Here is a 17,224-nt window from a genome sequence, read left to right as displayed (position 1 = left end):
TTCTATTATTCTATCATAATGGATACATTTCCTGAATAACCCAATCGGTCTATTTCGACAAAAGCACCATAAAAAAATCGACAAGTTCCAGATAATGCCCTTCACTTGTCGATCTGCTCATTGCTTGCGCTAACAATTTAAGTCCACACTTTCTTTTTGAATAATTTCTTTTCTTCCAATCGAAATATAGGTAATCGGATATGATTGTACTTCGTTTAACGAATAACAATTTCTCCCATCAAAAATCACTGGGTTATTCATTAAGTCACAATATTGTTGTAAAGGAAGGGTTTTAATCATGTCCCATTCTGTTGCAATAAACGCCATGTCAGCTCTAACTAATGCCGTTTCGATTTGTTCGGTATAATCAATCATGCTTCCTAGTAATCTTCTCGCATTAGGTACGGCGATAGGATCATAAGCAATGACGCTTGCCCCTTCTTGCAATAATTGACGGGCAATGACGAGTGAAGCGGCTTCCCTCACATCATCGGTATTTGGTTTGAACGATAATCCTAAAAGCGCCGCTCGTTTTCCGTATAGCGAACCGAAAAATTTTTTTGCTTTTTGGACGAGCAAAGATTGCTGATAATTATTCACTTTAATCACAGCCTCAAGCAACTCAAATTGATGTTGGACATTTCCTGCCAGCTGTACAAGCGCTTTCGTATCTTTGGGGAAACATGAGCCTCCGTATCCAATTCCCGCTTGCAAAAACCTTAGACCAATCCGTTCGTCTAACCCGATCCCGTACGCAACATCATCGATATTCGCTCCAACTTTTTCACAAATATTAGCAATTTCATTAATAAAACTAATTTTTGTTGCTAAAAACGCATTGGAAGCATATTTAATCATTTCCGCACTGCGAATATCCGTTTTTACAATAGGAATTCCTAGAGGGCGATACAATTCTTCTAATACTTCAGCAGCCTTATCATTTTCTGTACCAATGACAATGCGGTCACCATGAAAGGTGTCATAAATCGCCGAGCCTTCACGCAAAAATTCTGGGTTTGAAGCCACTTCTACATGAACATTGGCTGGCTTTATTCGTTCAATCATCTGCTTAATCTTCTCGTTCGTTCCAACAGGTACTGTGCTTTTCGTTACAACAACCACATCTTTTTGAATATGCCGGGCAATCGTCTCAGCCGCTTGCTCAACATATGTCAAATCGGCTGAACCGTCTTCATTTTCAGGCGTACCAACCGCAATCATAATCATATCAGCATTCGAATATGCCTGCTTTGGATCGACAGTAAAATATAACCGCCCTTGAGCCATGTTCTTTCGTAGTAGTTCTTCCAAGCCTGGCTCATAAATCGGAGGGATTCCCTTTTGTAATGTATCCATTCTTTGCTGATTCGTATCCATACACGTAACGTCGTGACCAATCTCTGAAAGGCATACTCCAGTAACGAGGCCTACGTACCCTGTTCCGGCAATGGCAATTTTCAAGATGATCCCTCCGCTTTTATTTCCTCACACTGATGAAGAATTTTTTTCAAATACGCCAACAATTCTGGACGAAGATCCTCCCGCTGTAATGCAAAATCAATCGTCGCTTTTATAAATCCGAATTTATCCCCTACATCATGACGAATTCCTTGAAAATGATAAGCTAAAACAGCCTGTGATTCTCGTAAAATGCGGATCGCATCTGTTAGCTGGATTTCCCCTCCGGCACCAGGTGGGAGATTTTCTAACACTTTGAAAATTTCCGGACGCAAAATATAGCGCCCCATAATCGCATAGTTTGAAGGAGCTTCTTCTATCGAAGGTTTTTCAATTAACGTATCAATCTGGAATACACCGTCATCCATACTTGGATATTTTCCACTGACAATTCCGTACTTTACGACATCTTCTTTCGGTACTTGTTGAACACCAATGACGGAACAATGATATCGTTCATATACATCGATTAATTGACGAAGACACGGTATTTCACTTTGAACAATATCATCCCCAAGCATAACCGCAAAAGGTTCATCGCCAATAAATCGATGCGCGCAGTAAATAGCATGTCCGAGTCCTTTTGGTTCTTTCTGTCTAATATAATGAATATTTACCATATTAGAAATAGACTGGACTTCCTCAAGCTTATCCCACTTTCCTTTTTTTTCAAGGGTTTCTTCCAACTCATACGATTTGTCAAAATGATCTTCAATCGCTCTTTTCCCGCGTCCGCTAACGATTAAAATGTCTTCGATTCCTGAAGCCACAGCCTCTTCCACAATATATTGAATCGTTGGTTTATCGACAATCGGCAACATTTCTTTCGGCTGTGCTTTTGTTGCTGGTAAAAAACGTGTACCTAACCCCGCCGCTGGAATAATCGCCTTTCGAATTCGCAATATCGGCTCCTCCTCCACTTAGGCTATATGAGTTTCCATAACTCTATCGTAGTACATCATACTTTAAAAATAATAGGAAAATTCCGTTAAATTTATGTTAAATAATGATGAACCCCTTCACTCTAATGGTTAAAAAACGATGGAGAAGGAACATCTTTTCGAAAACAGCCAATAAAAAAAGAACCATCTTTAAAAAATGGTTCTATTGTTTCGATCTTACGTTTATTGTTCGAACATGGCCTTTAGCCGATCAATATGATATTTCGCTTCTGTTTTACATGTATAATCAATATCCTCTATTCCAAGCTCTTGGATGAGACGGTCTAACTCTTTCATTTGTTCTTCTGTTGGTGGCTCTGTGAGTATTTTTTCAATCGTTTCATTGATTTTAGCAGCTAATTCTTCATGGAACTCGGGATTTGATTTCATTTCTTCATTCATTTTATCGAACCAAGAAGCATTTTTTTCTGCATAATCCCGCCAATAATTCACAAATGCTTCTAAATCATATTTTTTTTCATCCCACTGAATGCTTTTCATATATTGCTCAAAAGCAGCTGAAATAGACCTTGTAATGCTGATTTTTATCCCATGTGGCAAACTGTTAAACATGTATTACCTCCAAGAAATGATTGTCTAATCTATAATTCTACCATAATGCAGTCGAATATGACAAAACATTTCACCTTTTCCGCTTAATAAAAGAGCATTGGTTCATACCAACGCTCTTTTAAAGAGTAAAAGGTTCTGGAGCAGATTCTGTTTTACCAAAATGATAAAGAATCGCTTGAACAATGCGGTGAGAAGCTTGTCCATCCCCGTATGGATTAGATGCTTTTGCCATTTTTTCATATTCTTTTGGATTGTTTAATAATTCATAAGCCATGTTATAAATCGTTTCTTCATCCGTACCTGCTAATTTTAATGTCCCTGCTTCAATGCCCTCAGGACGTTCTGTTGTATCCCTAAGAACGAGTACAGGAACTCCTAAAGATGGTGCTTCTTCCTGTACACCGCCGGAGTCTGTCAAAATTAGGAACGCTCTTGCCGCAAAGTTATGGAAATCTAATACCCCTAACGGCTCAATTAAATGGATTCGCGGGTCATTACCAAGGATTTCATCCGCTACTTCACGTACGGCTGGATTTAAATGAACCGGATAAACAACCTGTACATCTTCGTGTTCATTGACAATCCGCTTGATCGCACGGAACATATTGCGCATCGATTCGCCTAGATTTTCTCTACGATGTGCCGTTAATAAAATCATCCGGTCATTGCCGATTTTCTTTAAAATTTCATGTTCATAACGCTCTGTCACCGTTGTCTTTAAAGCGTCAATCGCCGTGTTTCCTGTAATAAAGATGGAGTCGGCTTTTTTATTTTCATTGATTAAGTTTTCATACGCTTTTTTCGTTGGCGCAAAATGAAGATCAGCAATGACTCCTGTAAGCTGACGATTCATTTCTTCAGGGAAAGGAGAGTATTTATTCCATGTTCGCAAGCCTGCTTCCACATGACCAACGGCAATTTGATTATAAAACGCCGCAAGACTCGCCACAAACGTTGTCGTTGTATCTCCATGCACAAGGACTAAATCCGGCTGTACCTCTTTCATTACTTTGTCAAGTCCTTCTAAAGCACGAACCGTAATTCCTGTCAATGTTTGGCGGTCTTTCATAATATTTAAGTCGTAATCAGGTTTAATATTAAAAATTTCCAATACTTGATCGAGCATTTGTCGATGCTGGGCTGTTACGGTCACAATGGATTCTATATGTTCAGGGTATTTTTCAAGCTCTAAAACAAGCGGAGCCATCTTAATGGCCTCTGGTCTCGTGCCAAAAATCGTCATCACTTTAATTTTTCCAGACATAATTTCACCTACAATTGTAAAATGTTTCTCACCATGTAAACTTTCAATCCTTACATTATCATAACCTCTATATTTCCTCAACACTTATCAAATGATTACTTCACCTATATAGACAATTCTTACCTTGTCTATTGTATCTGTATATAAAAATCTCTATAATCATCCTTAGATTTACAATTTAAGACAAAAAGGGAGATGTTCATGCGAGCAAAACAACGCAAAAGAAAAAAATGGTTGTGGATCATTGGCGGCGGATTACTATTCATCCTTTTATCTGCTGGGATTTACGGCTATTCCATTTACCATAATGTGAAGCAAACAGCAAATCTGATGCATGAGCCGATTGAGCGGTCCATTTCAGAAAAACGTCCAGAGCCGATTTCTCTTGAAAAGCGAGAGCCGATTTCGATTTTGCTAATGGGCGTCGATGAACGAAAAGGAGACCGCGGCCGTTCGGACTCTCTTATTGTTGTTACCGTTAACCCGAATAAAAAGTCGATTGAGATGGTCAGCATCCCGCGCGATACGCGGACCAAAATCGTTGGTAAAGGAATTGAAGATAAAATTAACCATGCCTATGCGTTTGGCGGAGTGGAAATGACGATGGCAACCGTCGAACAATTTTTAGACATCCCAATTGACTATTACATTAAAGTCAATATGGAAAGCTTCAAAGATATTGTCGATGCAGTAGGAGGTGTTACAGTCAATAATCCATTCACTTTTACGTACGAAGGTGTCACCTTTCCAAAAGGAGAAATTACTTTAGACGGGGAAAAAGCTTTAAAATATTCACGCATGCGCTATGAAGATCCGCGCGGTGACTTTGGACGCCAAGACCGGCAGAAGCAAATTATTGAAGCGGTTATTAAAAAAGGAGCAAGCTTTAGTTCCTTGGTCAACTATGATGAAATTTTAACAGCTATTGGCAAAAACTTAAAAACAAACATGACATTCGAACAAATGAAAGATATCCAAACCAATTATAAAGATGCGCGCCAACAAATTGAGCAGCTTCATATTAACGGAAAAGGAAGAAAAATTAACGGCACCTATTACTTAATCGTTCCTGAAAAAGAACGTTTAGCCGTCTCCAATAAGTTAAAGGAGCATTTAGAAATTGATACAACGTCTTAAAAAAGAAAACGATGTTTCCTTGGTGAAACATCGTTTTTTATTGCTTTTTCGCAATAAAATAGTCCTTCAGAAAGTCTGCCCATAAACGATGACCGTCCTCATTCGGTGTGCTATCGTCTTCAGCTATATAATTTTTTATTTCCGCTGACTTGTAATCTGGCCAGCTTGTCCAATGGTCAAGATAAATATAACCTTTTTCTTTTGCATATCGCTTCAATTCATCGACTTCCATCGGATAGTAACGGGCATTATAAATAGGATGAGCCGGTTGTAACATCACGACAACATCAGGAAGAGCTGATTGAATTTCCGTTAACATCGTTGTAATGTCTTCTAAAGTCTGTTCAATTGGCACGGCGCCGTTATTATTTAAAATAAAAGGCTCAAATAAAATGACATCCGGCTTTAACGCAATAATTTCTTGCGCAATATCCTCTTGAACCGCTTCTGTTGTTGTCATGTCTTTGTACTCTTTTACAGTAACAGAAAATAGATCAGAACCGTATGTATCATCAAGAGAGTGTTTCAGTAAATTCGGCCAGCCTTTTGGATCAGAGGAGGTCGCTTCTGAGCCAAAGATCACCAGTCGGACAGGTTGGTTACTGAAAATAGCGTTTTCCATCTTTTGCTGAATCGCTTCCGGTAAGTTGCCCGCATATTCGATGAACTGCTTTTTCCGATCATCTTGTTGCTTGCTCTCTTTGTTCACTGCATGACTGCCATTTTGCGCTAATGCTTGCTGGACAGACTGATGAATTTTTTCATTCCAATATATATGACCGACAATCATTAAAACGATACTAATCACAATCACAAAAATCGTCGCGACTTTTTTCATCAAATGGTAATCCCCTGCCTCAATTGTTAAAATACGAGGCTGACCCAAAAGTGTCTGACCTCACGCGAAATCCATCGTATATATGGTGTGGTGGGGTCTGACACTTTGCTTTAAGGTCAACCTCAGTCGTATCAAGCCGAGGAGCGAAATCTTCCATCAAACATTCCTTTTATTTATTTCCATAGTAATAATAATATTGCCCTTGTTGTTGTTTCTTTCTGTTGAGCACGACACCTAATAGTTTAGCATTCGCTGAGAGCAACAATTCTTTTGCTTTGACAGCTGCCTCGATTTCCGTTTTACCGCTGGATACGACAAGCACCGTACCATCGCACTTGTTCGCTAAAATTTGCGCATCCGTAACGGCTAGCACTGGTGGTGTATCAAAAATGACTAAATCAAAATGTTTATATACTTCCTCAAGAAACGTTTCCATCGCTTTGGATGCTAATAATTCTGCCGGGTTTGGCGGAATGGGTCCCGATGTTAGCACAAACAAATTGTCGATTTCTGTTTCTTGATAAGCTGAAAGTAAAGTAGCTGATTGAGTTAACACATTGGTGAAGCCAATAATATTGTTCAAGCGAAATGTATAGTGCATCGTTGGTTTGCGCATGTCCGCATCAATCAGCAACACTTTTTTCCCTTGTTGCGCAAATGTAACCGCTAAATTAGCTGTCGTAGTCGATTTTCCTTCACTTGGCCCCGCGGAAGTGACCATTAACGAACGCATGGTTTTGTCAACGAAGGAAAACTGGATATTCGTCCGAATCGTTCGATATTGTTCAGAAATCGGGGATTTTGGGTTTTGTACCGTAATTAAGCTCCGTTCTAATGTTTGCATTTGCTTTCGATTACTACGAGCCAAACGACTCACCTCTTGCTTTGCTCAGTTTCACTTCTGTCTTTTTCGTTTTTGGTTCATTCCGTTCGATGACGCCGATTGCACCAAGGACAGGAAGCTGCAGATGTTTTTCAATATCCTGTTCCGTTTTTACAGTATTGTCAAGATACTCCAATAAAAACGCTATCCCTACACCTGTCATTAAGCCGACAACAAAGGCAATCGCGATATTTAATAGCGGTTTTGGTTTGACAGGCTGTTGATTTTCCTTCACTTCTGCTTTGGATAAAATGCTGACATTGTCAATCTTCATAATTTTGACGATTTCTTCTTTGAACACTTCTGCTGTTTTATTGGCAATTTCCGCTGCTAAAGCCGGATCCGGATCATTGACTGTAAGAGAAAATACTTGTGAATCTTTTTCGCTTGCCACTTGAATTTGTTCGTTTAATTCCTCAACAGAGCGATCGATATCGAGCTCTTTTTGAACCTTTTCTAAAATGGCCGGGCTTTTAATAATGACGCTATATGTATTAATTAATTGCACGTTTGTTTGAATCTCGCCAATATTGTAAATTTGCTGCTCCGGATTTGCTTTATTGACAAGAATTTGTGTCGAAGCTTGATAGATTGGTGTTAGAAAAAAGTAGCTTACAATTCCGCTTGTTACAGTTGCAATGGTTGTAATTAAAGCAATTAACCACAAGCGTTTACGCAATGTTTGAAACAGTTCCTTCAAGCTGATCGTCTCTTCCATTTTATCCTCCTCGTTCAGCCACCATATAGTTAAACCAATGTCGATTATAACATAATTTCTGACAAAAAACGTCTTTATTTAAACAATAAATAGTAATTTAAGCAATAAATAGTAGAATTTTGTCAAATTGATTCCCTTCCCTCTTTTCTCTTCTCCATCATTGAATCTCTCCAAAAACAAAATCAGCGGAGTGATGCAGCCTACTAAATCAACTACTTAACATCCTTACCAATTGTTATTCTTGGATCATATCTCCTGCTCGTTGAAACAAAAATGTTCACGGTGATTGATTTTAAACTTGATGCTTACTTATAAACATGCACATTTGTTCTAAAAATAAAAAAAGTTTACCTGATTTGGATACAAATATAAAGTACCAATCAGGTAGACTTTCTCTAGTAGAATGGATTTAATAATATCGTTTCGCTCCTAAATAACGTTTGCTCCAATAAGAGTTGTCCAACTTGCTGATCGTAACACCGGTGGAGCTTCCGCTATGAATAAATTGGTTATTGCCAATGTAAATGCCAGCATGGGATGCACCAGGCTGATGCGTTTCAAAAAAGACAATGTCTCCGACAGAAGGAGCATTAACAGGTGTACCTACATTCCAAATGGTTGCGACCGTGCGCGGCAGCGAAATACCTTGTTTCTTAAAAACGTATACAAGAAAACCGCTGCAATCAAATCCTGACTTTGGTGTCTCTCCTCCCCATACATACGGAGTACCTAACAATTCGGCCGCATCAGCAATTAAATTCATAGGATCAAATTTTTTTACTAGCTGTTTCCCCATCAATTGTTCATACGTTGTCTGGTCAACTACTCCTGTTGGTCGCAATTGCACACTTTTTTGAAATTGCTTGACCGCTTCTGCTGTTACACTGCCGTAATAACCTGTAATCGTAGGATAGGTAAAATAACCTAATTGTTTTAATTTCGTCTGCACCTGCTTGACCTGTTCCCCCATCGAGCCGATTGTTAAATAAATGTTCTTCTTCGGTTCGGAAGCTTTCGATTTTTCCTTCTGTTCGATAGCTTGGCGGATTTTTGCCAATGTGAGGCTGTCGGCTATTCCTGTCACCGTTAACCCGTTCTCTTTTTGAAACTTTTTTACTGCATCAGACGTTATAATGCCGTAATAGTCTGTAATGGTTGGATATTGGAAATAACCGAGCGTTTTTAAATGGAGCTGCAACTGGCTGACTTCTTTTCCCTTTGTCCCCAGTTTCAGCACTGAAGAGGAATGGGTTCCTTTATTCTGCTTCGATGCGGATTGAGGCTCGGTTTTCCGTTGAACCGCCTCTTGAATTTTTTTCAGCGTTTGCGAATTAACCACTCCATCCGCTGCCAAGCCGTATGCCCGCTGAAAACGTTTGACCGCCTCCGCTGTTACGCTGCCGTAATAACCTGTAATTTTCGGATAAGTAAAGTAGCCTAATGTTTTTAAATGCCTCTGTAAAACGCTGACACTTTCGCCTTTTGCACCGATTTTTAACACACTGCTCGCGTAGTATTTTGGCTGACTAGTTGAAACGCTACTTTTTAACTTTTCATAAGTCACTTTGTCGACAATGCCCGTCGGAGTTAAATGGACGGATGCTTGAAACTCTTTGACCGCTTTTTCCGTAATCGGTCCGAAATAGCCTGTCGACGTATGATAAGCAAAAAAGCCTTTTGCTTTTAACAAGTCCTGCAATTCCTTTACTTCCTGATTACTCATTCCAAGCTTTAGCTCAGAGGCTTCTCCAACCATCGGCACCATAAATAACGCCGAAGCAAATGCCGATGAGATAATGACTTGCTTTGGTGTAAATCTCACTCTCTTCATCCTCCGTCCTCTATCGTTTCTATGTATCAAACGTTCACGCGTTATATCCCTGAGCAAATTTCGTATATACTAGTATTTTTTTTCTAGTATACCGAAACCTTCTTTCTTATTATAAGAGACTTTTGTTATAATTTTGTATCAAATTTTTAAAGTTTCATAATAATAGATGATAGAGACTTTTCCGAGAGGATGGACGTTTATATGTTAGAAACATACTTTCCGAAATATGTGCTTGTTCAAGCTGCTGAGCAAATCAAGTCGGAATTAGATACATATGAAAATAGTCAGACGTTAATAAAAAAAGCATTGTTACTCTATCGTATGGGTACCATTTCTAAAGTCAAAGTAGAGAACGGGATGGCAGCCTCCTTCGTATTCGATGATCGAAAACATATACCGACCCTTAATTTAGAAATCATTCCATCCAGCCATTGCACATGCGGGATCGATCGGCTTTGTCCGCATTTACTAGCATTGTTTTTCTATTTATACTCAAGCGTTGACCAAGTTAGTCAATTAATCAATGAATGGAAAATGAAACGGAGCGGGAAAGGATTGCCGTTAAAAAAAGCAGGTGAATTATTGCATCATCGACACTCTATAAGCGGTTGGATGACGTTTTTTGAACAAAAATATGAGACATTTCAGCAAATAAACAAAAGAGATCCATATGAATATATCCACCAATTGTGCTATCAGTTTCTACCATCTCTACGCCGCGAAGCTCCGATACAGCTTGAATTAAAACACCTTTACTCGCTTCATGCCGGGCTATTTACGTTTCGCAAATTAGTCGAGTACGGTGAACAGCTGCAGCATCTTTCGCGTTATCATACCTTCTTGCAATCGAATGCATCGCATTTGGCAAGCGCAATTGAAGACGAGCTGTCCCTTTCTTTTTCTGCTGCGCTCGAACCGCTTTTGGAAGAGAGCAGTGAACACGTCCGCCGCATGTTATTATCTGGACATATATTGCAGCATGAGCGCGTGAACATTTATCGCTCGATTTGGTCGACCATCTTAAACAATCAAAAGTGGATAGCAACGGAGCGGGACATTTTATTGGAGCAGCTCCAATTAGAACGTGAACGTCATGACAAGAAAAACTTTCTCGTCGAATGTCAACTCGCACTCGCTCATCTCGCCTTTTTACAGCAAGAGGACAAAGAAGCAATGTCTCGATTAAACGGCATTCAACCTTATCCTCTCTCTTATACGATTGGCTGGATGGAGCATATCGCACGAAGACAACAATGGGAACGGCTCAAGCAATGGCTCGATGATAGCTTGCCACAGGTCGAGTCCTATATCGATGCCATGAATCATTATGAAAGCCATTATATGGCCTATCGGATCATCCAGCTGTTTGGTTCATATGCCGATGCAACGAATGAATATGACAAATATGAAAGGGTGCTAGACGCACTATTTCCTTATAGTGCAGCTGAATATAGCCGTTTTTTGTTTGAACGCGGTGAATACCGAAAGTGGGTGGATCTTCATCTTTTTATGGAGATCGACGTTGAAGAACTGGACTGGTCGCTTTTAAAAGTGATAGAAACGCATGATCGTTCATTACTTTTGCCGCTTTATCATCGCTCCGTTATCAAAATGTTGCAGCTAAAAAACCGCCAAAGCTACAAAACCGCTGTGAAATATTTAAAAAAGCTGCGCACGTATTACCGTCATTTAAAGCAGGAAGACGAATGGCAAACATTTATAACAAGATTAGTCGAAGAATATAAACGATATCGCGCATTTCAAGAAGAATTAAAGAAAGGAAAGCTAATCAATGGTTAAATTAGGAACGGTGAAAATCGAAAGCCAGTGGCTCGATGATGAACAACGATTTCTTCTTCGCGGCAGCACTTCATTGGAAAAATGGCGTCCTCTTGCCTTTGCCTGGCATAAAGAAAGCTTTTACGGAACGTTTTTACAAACGAAAGAGGATGCGATTTTGCTTTCGCCATGGCAGGCGCTCACGTTTTTCGCCTCTGACTCGGAAAATGCATTTGCGCAAATAGAATGGGATGAAGCTTCCCGCCATTATCAACATCTTGCGCAAACCATCATGAATGAGATTCGCTCGCTTCGCTTCATGCCTGACTTCTCAGCATGGAAAAACGGTGCATTTGGCTGGAAAGCGACCGATGTATCATTTGATCCTTTCGCGGAGACCTGGCTCTCTCTGGCTTTGAATGACTGGCTGACACAAGACGGCGAACTGCAGGAAGTTTGGCAGGATATCGTTAAGACTTATCCGATCATCAACAGTGGACCACATCCATGGGTCGTTGACGAAGATGATTGGCTTTGTAAAATTGGCTGGAAAGAAGATGACACTCCATTTACGGTAGCGTTTCGGCTTGCCGAGCCAAATGAGGGAGACAACCAATGGCATCTTCGTACGATGTTATGCTCCAAAAATAGCGGAGAGTGGATGGCTTTTGAAGAGAATGACAGCCTGCCGGATGAATGGATGGCATATACCAGTGCCATTGAGCGTGAACATCAAATATGGATGACACTCGCTCCATTGCTAAAAGATGCAAGCGGAAATTTGCGGCGAACGCTTACTGATGAACAAGCCTGGCTCTTTTTAACGTCGGCAAGCGAAGAGTTATTAAAAGCAGGCGTACGCATTTTTCTGCCTTCCTGGTGGGAGTCTGTCAAAAGTTCCCGATTAACAGTCAAAGCAAAAGTGAAGTCGGTTCCGAAAACAGGAAGCGCTTTGCTTGGCCTCAACGCGCTTGTTGACTTTGACTGGCGTTTTGCAACAAACGGAGTGGAATTAAGTGAAGAAGAATTCAACGAGCTTGTTGCCCAAAAACGGCACCTTGTGCAAATTCGCGGTCAATGGGTGCAGCTTGACCCCGCCTTCATTCAACAAATCCAAACATTAATGAAGAAGGCAAAAAAAGAAGGATTGCGCATTCGTGATGTGCTGGAACAAGAGCTATTGCAAAAGGCAGAAAAACATGTGCTTGCCGCTGAGGAAACGCACCCATTCGAGCTCATTCCTCTTGAACTAAACCGCAGCTTCAAAACATTCGTACGGCAACTAACGGAAATCGAACGAATTCCATCGATTGAGATTCCCGCTGGTTTTTGCGGTACATTGCGTCCATATCAAAAGCAAGGGGTCGAATGGCTTGTCTTTTTGCGCCGCTTTGGTCTTGGCGCCTGCTTAGCCGATGATATGGGGCTCGGAAAAACGGTGCAAATGATTGCTTATTTCTTGTACGTGAAAGAACAGAAAAAAGAACAGCAACCTTTCCTATTGATTTGTCCGACAAGCGTACTTGGCAATTGGCAAAAAGAATTAGCCAAGTTTGCTCCTTCGTTAAACATTTACGTTCATTACGGTACTAATCGAGCGAAAGAAGAAACATTTCTATCTACAGCAATGCAAGCCGACGTCGTCATTACATCCTATAGCTTGGCGCATTTAGATTTCCATGAGCTGTCGCAAATACAATGGGGTGCGATTTGTTTGGATGAAGCACAAAACATAAAAAATGCACATACGAAACAAGCAAAAGCGATTCGAAAACTAGAGGGGGCTCATAAAGTCGCTCTAACCGGCACACCGCTGGAAAACCGCTTAAGCGAACTTTGGAGCATTTTTGATTTTATGAACCCTGGATACTTAGGCAGCTTGACGAAGTTTCAACGCCGCTTTGTCACCCCCATTGAGAAAGAGCGCGACCAAGAGAAAGTGGCTGAACTTCAAAAGCTTATTCGTCCGTTTTTACTGCGTCGCACAAAAACAGATGAAGCCGTTGCTTTAAATTTACCAGACAAGCTCGAACAAAAAGAATATTGTCCACTTACAACCGAACAAGCTTCTCTTTACAAAGAGCTTGTTCAAGATACGCTCTCACGCCTTGAAACATTAACAGGTTTCGAGCGACGCGGACTGATTTTGCAAATGCTCAATCGTCTTAAGCAATTATGCAATCATCCGGCCCTTTATTTAAAGGAATCTGAGCCGAACAACATCGTCGAACGATCCTATAAACTTGAAAAATTGTTACAATTGGTCGGACAAATTCAGGCAAACGGTGAAAGCTGCCTCATTTTCACGCAATACTTGCAAATGGGCGAAATGATTCAGCAGCTGTTAGAATCAACGTTTAAAGAAAGCGTGTTGTTTTTAAACGGCCGCACAAGCAAAACTGAGCGGGACCGCATGATTGAACAATTTCAAGCAGGTGAATTTCGTATTTTTATTTTATCAATCAAAGCGGGTGGCACAGGGCTGAACTTAACGGCCGCCAACCACGTCATCCATTTCGACCGTTGGTGGAATCCAGCAGTGGAAAACCAAGCAACGGACCGCGCTTATCGCATCGGGCAAAAGAAGCTCGTTCATGTGCATAAACTCATTACTCTCGGTACACTTGAAGAAAAAATTGATGAAATGATTGAACGAAAACAATCATTAAATGAACAAATCATCCAAAGCGACAGCTGGATGACCGAATTGTCTAACGAAGAATTGCGAGAACTGCTCGCCATTCCTAGCAAAAGCGGAAAAGGAGCGTAAGGATGAAACAGAAAAAGACAGCACAAAAGGAAAAGAAACCATTCGTCAAAGCACCAGCCGAGCAATGGCAAAAGCTATATGATGTGATCGCCAAAAAACTGAAACTAACAAAGTAGCTTCAAACGATCGGGGACTGCCTTGCTGAATCGGCTAGTCCCTTTTTTACATCTGCCTGAAAGAAACGGAAGCAGCATGTAATCCTATGTTTATACTTTCGGATCAGTTTTTTTCTTAGATGCAAGCGTGAAAAAGAGTGAGCGTCGGTCTTCCGAACGGATGTGTAACGATTGGAGTATATCGTAAATCAGCTGTTTTTCAACTGCAAGCAGATGATTCGTATGGATGCGAAGATATTTTTGTTGGGGTTGGTTCCATTCATAAGAGGTAATTTCGATACTTCTTTTCTTTAAATTCATCCTAATGACAAACATATAGAGCTGATTAACAGATTTAAAAACAAAGTATAACTGGGCGTTCTCCTTGCATTCGATCACACGAAACCCCACATCCCCATGCGGCATTTCGACAAATCCTTCCTCATTCCGTAAAAAACAAAGCGAATCACCAAAACTGACAGGAGCAATGGTTTTCAGCTTAACAGAAAATGGACTTTTCATTTCTTTAATAAAAATATGATATTTCTTTAAAAATCGCCTGGTTGTTTTTTCTTCACTAATAATCAAATCGGCAAGATAAATGTTCACACATATCCCCCGCTTACTTCCTTCACCCAAAATTATTCAATTTTTTATCATTTATTACATATTTTAACAATATACTTCATATCAAAAAAGTCGTTCAACTTTCATATCACTGTATTTTTTGTTCTGTTTTCGAACATTTCATCATTTGTTCCTAATAAGAACAAAAACTTCTGCCACAATCCCCTATGTTTAAGGTAACGTCCCTTATTTTGAAGAGTTGTGGTGGAGAAAATGAAAAAACTTGCCGATAATTTGAAGTTTTTACGGAAGCAAAGAAACTGGACACAAGAGGAACTGGCACAACGTCTAAACATATCGCGTTCGCAAATTACCAAATGGGAAAGCGGCGACCAATTGCCGGATTTAGAAACATTGGAGAAATTAAGCAATCTTTACGAGGTAAGCATAGATTATTTAATTGGAAGACAATTTTATAAAAAAGACTTGCTGCGAGAAGTCAATCGCATTTATCGAACAAATGAAATCGATGAAGTTATGTTAGACATTATCGATTATTTAAAACAAAATCCAGAAATGGAAAAGACGATTCATACCCTTTCCAAGCTGCCGATTAAAAAGCGAAAACATCTTGAAACAGTGATTATAACAATGCTAACGGAATTTTCACGCGCCATTGATTAACATGGTACTAAGCGCGATTACCGTGCATGTTTATTATGTTCATTCATGGCGTACTTTTGCTCCCAGTTTATACTTATCTTCAGACCGACTCAGCTTATTAGCCAAAAAAATCGCCAACCAAACGCTGGTCGGCAAAGAGAGAGGAAACATGGAGGAATCAACTTTTTTCTATATCGGGGTAACGTTTCGGAAGGAGAATGGAGGAGGAAAAAAAGAGGATTTTCGTCACCAGCAAACATTAATAACTTTCGAGTAACTCTGCCGTTTTGCCACCCATAAATCGCACTGATTCCGCAACAACTTCTGTCACATATACGCGTTTTCCCTCTTGATTTTCGTAATTTCTTGTTTGAATCCGCCCTGTTACACCAATGATGGACCCTTTTCGGCAATAATTAGCCGTATTTTCTGCTACTCGTCTCCACAATGTACAATTGACAAAATCCGTATCAACCATACCATTAGCGTTACGAAAGTTTCTGTTCACGGCCAATGTGACATTCGCAACTGCTGTTCCATCCGCTGTGTAACGCAGCTCTGGATCTTTAGTGAGGCGGCCAACAAGAATCACTTGATTAATCATGACTTCCCTGATTACTAAAATGTTGACGCGCGATCCAATCAGGAAACTATCGCTCCCCACCCACCTCACGGTGTGCCATCTATACTGCAAAGGGGCGGCTTTTGTCATGTACGATTCTTTCGCTCAATCTGTACATGACCATCATTTTAGCAACCAGGTTACACCTCCTTGAGTGAAATTTGATAGAAGACAATGGATAGTGAATGTAGCGATTCTCCCTCCTTTCGATGTGCTGTTGCACCCTCATCTTACTTAATGAGTGATTTTTTGTAAAACGATTATTTTTTAATTTTCTAAACATTTTTGTTACAAAAAATCAACATCTTTCTCACTTTTTTATAGAAAATCGACAAGAAAATTTAATTTTTGCACTTCCTTAAAAAATTTTGCGGTGCATGAAACCAAACAATAGCAGCACAGCCACAGCGACAATGGAAAAAGATGCCCTTCCTGCTCCTCTTTTAATTTTACATTGCTTATATGTTATAATTTCTAATAGGACAATGTTGACGAGGTGATAGGATGAAGACCTTTAAGCTCGCCGCTCTATCTATCCTTCATGATGAGGTGCACCGTGAAGACATTTCTCTCATTGATGGATTAATCATTAACAAAGAAGACAATAGAAACCGCTGGCTTATTGAAATGTACTTAGATAAAAAATACGAAGAGCTATTTTCGCGCCTACAGCAAGCCAATGAAGAATTCCGCCTTCAAGTGACGATTTCGCATAAAAGCAATGATCCCGCCAATATGCTAGCAACGGTACGTTCCATTACAAGAATGAGCGAGCATATGAGCGTGCTTATGGATGGGCTGTTAGTTCGGAATAAAACCGACTTAGCGGAAATTGTCCTTGCCAACCTAGTCGAACAAGGATTACAAGGCGAAGCGCTACTAAAAGAATTCAAACACCAACTACACGAAAGACGCGGAATAAAAGAAACAGTGAAAGGGGTCTGACCCCCATCGCGTTAAAGCGTTAAATTGCCTTGCTTCGTTACAAGGCATTTTAAAGCGATATCCACACAAAAATACAAGCCGATAACGCATAATATATATGGAATAAAGAAGCTGCCCTTTAAGTGTCTGACCTCATACTC

15 protein-coding genes are annotated in these 17,224 nt (G+C 40.1%); 5 read left to right on the top strand and 10 right to left on the bottom strand.

All coding sequences use genetic code 11. The annotated features are described in order from the left end of the window. Window positions 1–129 precede the first annotated feature (129 nt). From HNQ85_RS07460 to wecB, 4 genes are all read right to left on the bottom strand, one after another. Window positions 130–1,461, bottom strand: coding sequence for a UDP-glucose dehydrogenase family protein (locus HNQ85_RS07460; RefSeq protein WP_181537118.1), 1,332 nt, complete (start codon window positions 1,459–1,461; stop codon window positions 130–132). Continuing rightward, on the bottom strand, window positions 1,458–2,360 hold the full coding sequence (gene galU, locus HNQ85_RS07455) for a UTP--glucose-1-phosphate uridylyltransferase GalU (protein ID WP_220129143.1): 903 nt from the start codon (window positions 2,358–2,360) through the stop codon (window positions 1,458–1,460). The genes HNQ85_RS07460 and galU overlap by 4 nt, the downstream gene beginning before the upstream one ends. A gap of 222 nt (window positions 2,361–2,582) precedes the next feature. After that, window positions 2,583–2,972, bottom strand: a complete 390-nt coding sequence (locus tag HNQ85_RS07450) for a hypothetical protein (protein WP_181537117.1) — start codon at window positions 2,970–2,972, stop codon at window positions 2,583–2,585. A 118-nt stretch (window positions 2,973–3,090) separates the two neighbouring features. Further along, entirely contained in the window at window positions 3,091–4,236 is a 1,146-nt protein-coding gene (wecB, locus tag HNQ85_RS07445) for a non-hydrolyzing UDP-N-acetylglucosamine 2-epimerase (RefSeq protein WP_181537116.1), read from the bottom strand. 201 nt (window positions 4,237–4,437) lie between these two features. On the opposite strand from wecB, the gene tagU reads away from it, so the two are divergent. After that, window positions 4,438–5,373: a polyisoprenyl-teichoic acid--peptidoglycan teichoic acid transferase TagU gene (gene tagU, locus HNQ85_RS07440; RefSeq protein ID WP_181537115.1), complete on the top strand. Its 936-nt coding sequence runs from the start codon at window positions 4,438–4,440 to the stop codon at window positions 5,371–5,373. Between the two features lie 37 nt (window positions 5,374–5,410). On the opposite strand, the gene HNQ85_RS07435 is transcribed toward tagU, so the two are convergent. The 4 genes from HNQ85_RS07435 to HNQ85_RS07420 form a co-directional block, all read right to left on the bottom strand. Continuing rightward, on the bottom strand, window positions 5,411–6,211 hold the full coding sequence (locus HNQ85_RS07435; protein WP_181537399.1) for an SGNH/GDSL hydrolase family protein: 801 nt from the start codon (window positions 6,209–6,211) through the stop codon (window positions 5,411–5,413). A 169-nt stretch (window positions 6,212–6,380) separates the two neighbouring features. Then, window positions 6,381–7,055: a CpsD/CapB family tyrosine-protein kinase gene (locus HNQ85_RS07430; protein ID WP_181537398.1), complete on the bottom strand. Its 675-nt coding sequence runs from the start codon at window positions 7,053–7,055 to the stop codon at window positions 6,381–6,383. 13 nt (window positions 7,056–7,068) lie between these two features. Then, the gene (locus tag HNQ85_RS07425; protein ID WP_181537114.1) at window positions 7,069–7,812 is read right to left on the bottom strand and encodes a YveK family protein; all 744 of its coding nucleotides are present in this window, start codon (window positions 7,810–7,812) and stop codon (window positions 7,069–7,071) included. 409 nt (window positions 7,813–8,221) lie between these two features. Further along, complete coding sequence (locus HNQ85_RS07420; RefSeq protein WP_458296501.1) at window positions 8,222–9,634, bottom strand: C40 family peptidase; 1,413 nt, start codon at window positions 9,632–9,634, stop codon at window positions 8,222–8,224. Window positions 9,635–9,844: 210 nt separating this feature from the next. Between HNQ85_RS07420 and HNQ85_RS07415 the strand changes: the two genes are divergently transcribed. Both HNQ85_RS07415 and HNQ85_RS07410 read left to right on the top strand, forming a co-directional pair. Beyond that, entirely contained in the window at window positions 9,845–11,443 is a 1,599-nt protein-coding gene (locus tag HNQ85_RS07415) for a hypothetical protein (protein WP_181537113.1), read from the top strand. Beyond that, window positions 11,436–14,192, top strand: coding sequence for a DEAD/DEAH box helicase (locus tag HNQ85_RS07410; protein ID WP_181537112.1), 2,757 nt, complete (start codon window positions 11,436–11,438; stop codon window positions 14,190–14,192). Before HNQ85_RS07415 ends, HNQ85_RS07410 begins: the two co-directional genes overlap by 8 nt. Before the next feature lie 206 nt (window positions 14,193–14,398). Here the strand turns inward: HNQ85_RS07410 and HNQ85_RS07405 are convergent, their stop codons facing one another. Next, window positions 14,399–14,896, bottom strand: coding sequence for a hypothetical protein (locus tag HNQ85_RS07405; protein WP_343046494.1), 498 nt, complete (start codon window positions 14,894–14,896; stop codon window positions 14,399–14,401). Between the two features lie 231 nt (window positions 14,897–15,127). Between HNQ85_RS07405 and HNQ85_RS07400 the strand changes: the two genes are divergently transcribed. Next, window positions 15,128–15,538: a helix-turn-helix domain-containing protein gene (locus HNQ85_RS07400; RefSeq protein WP_181537111.1), complete on the top strand. Its 411-nt coding sequence runs from the start codon at window positions 15,128–15,130 to the stop codon at window positions 15,536–15,538. Window positions 15,539–15,776: 238 nt separating this feature from the next. Here HNQ85_RS07400 and ssb read toward each other — a convergent pair whose 3' ends face one another. After that, window positions 15,777–16,121, bottom strand: coding sequence for a single-stranded DNA-binding protein (gene ssb / locus HNQ85_RS07395; protein WP_181537395.1), 345 nt, complete (start codon window positions 16,119–16,121; stop codon window positions 15,777–15,779). A gap of 522 nt (window positions 16,122–16,643) precedes the next feature. On the opposite strand from ssb, the gene HNQ85_RS07390 reads away from it, so the two are divergent. Then, the gene (locus HNQ85_RS07390) at window positions 16,644–17,084 is read left to right on the top strand and encodes a YwpF-like family protein (protein WP_181537110.1); all 441 of its coding nucleotides are present in this window, start codon (window positions 16,644–16,646) and stop codon (window positions 17,082–17,084) included. The last annotated feature ends 140 nt before the right edge of the window (window positions 17,085–17,224 follow it).

This window comes from [Anoxybacillus] calidus, assembly GCF_013760845.1.
GTDB classification, from domain to species: domain Bacteria; phylum Bacillota; class Bacilli; order Bacillales; family Anoxybacillaceae; genus Paranoxybacillus; species Paranoxybacillus calidus.
Note: the sequence above shows the minus strand (reverse complement) of the source record. Positions and strands in the feature narration are given on the sequence as shown.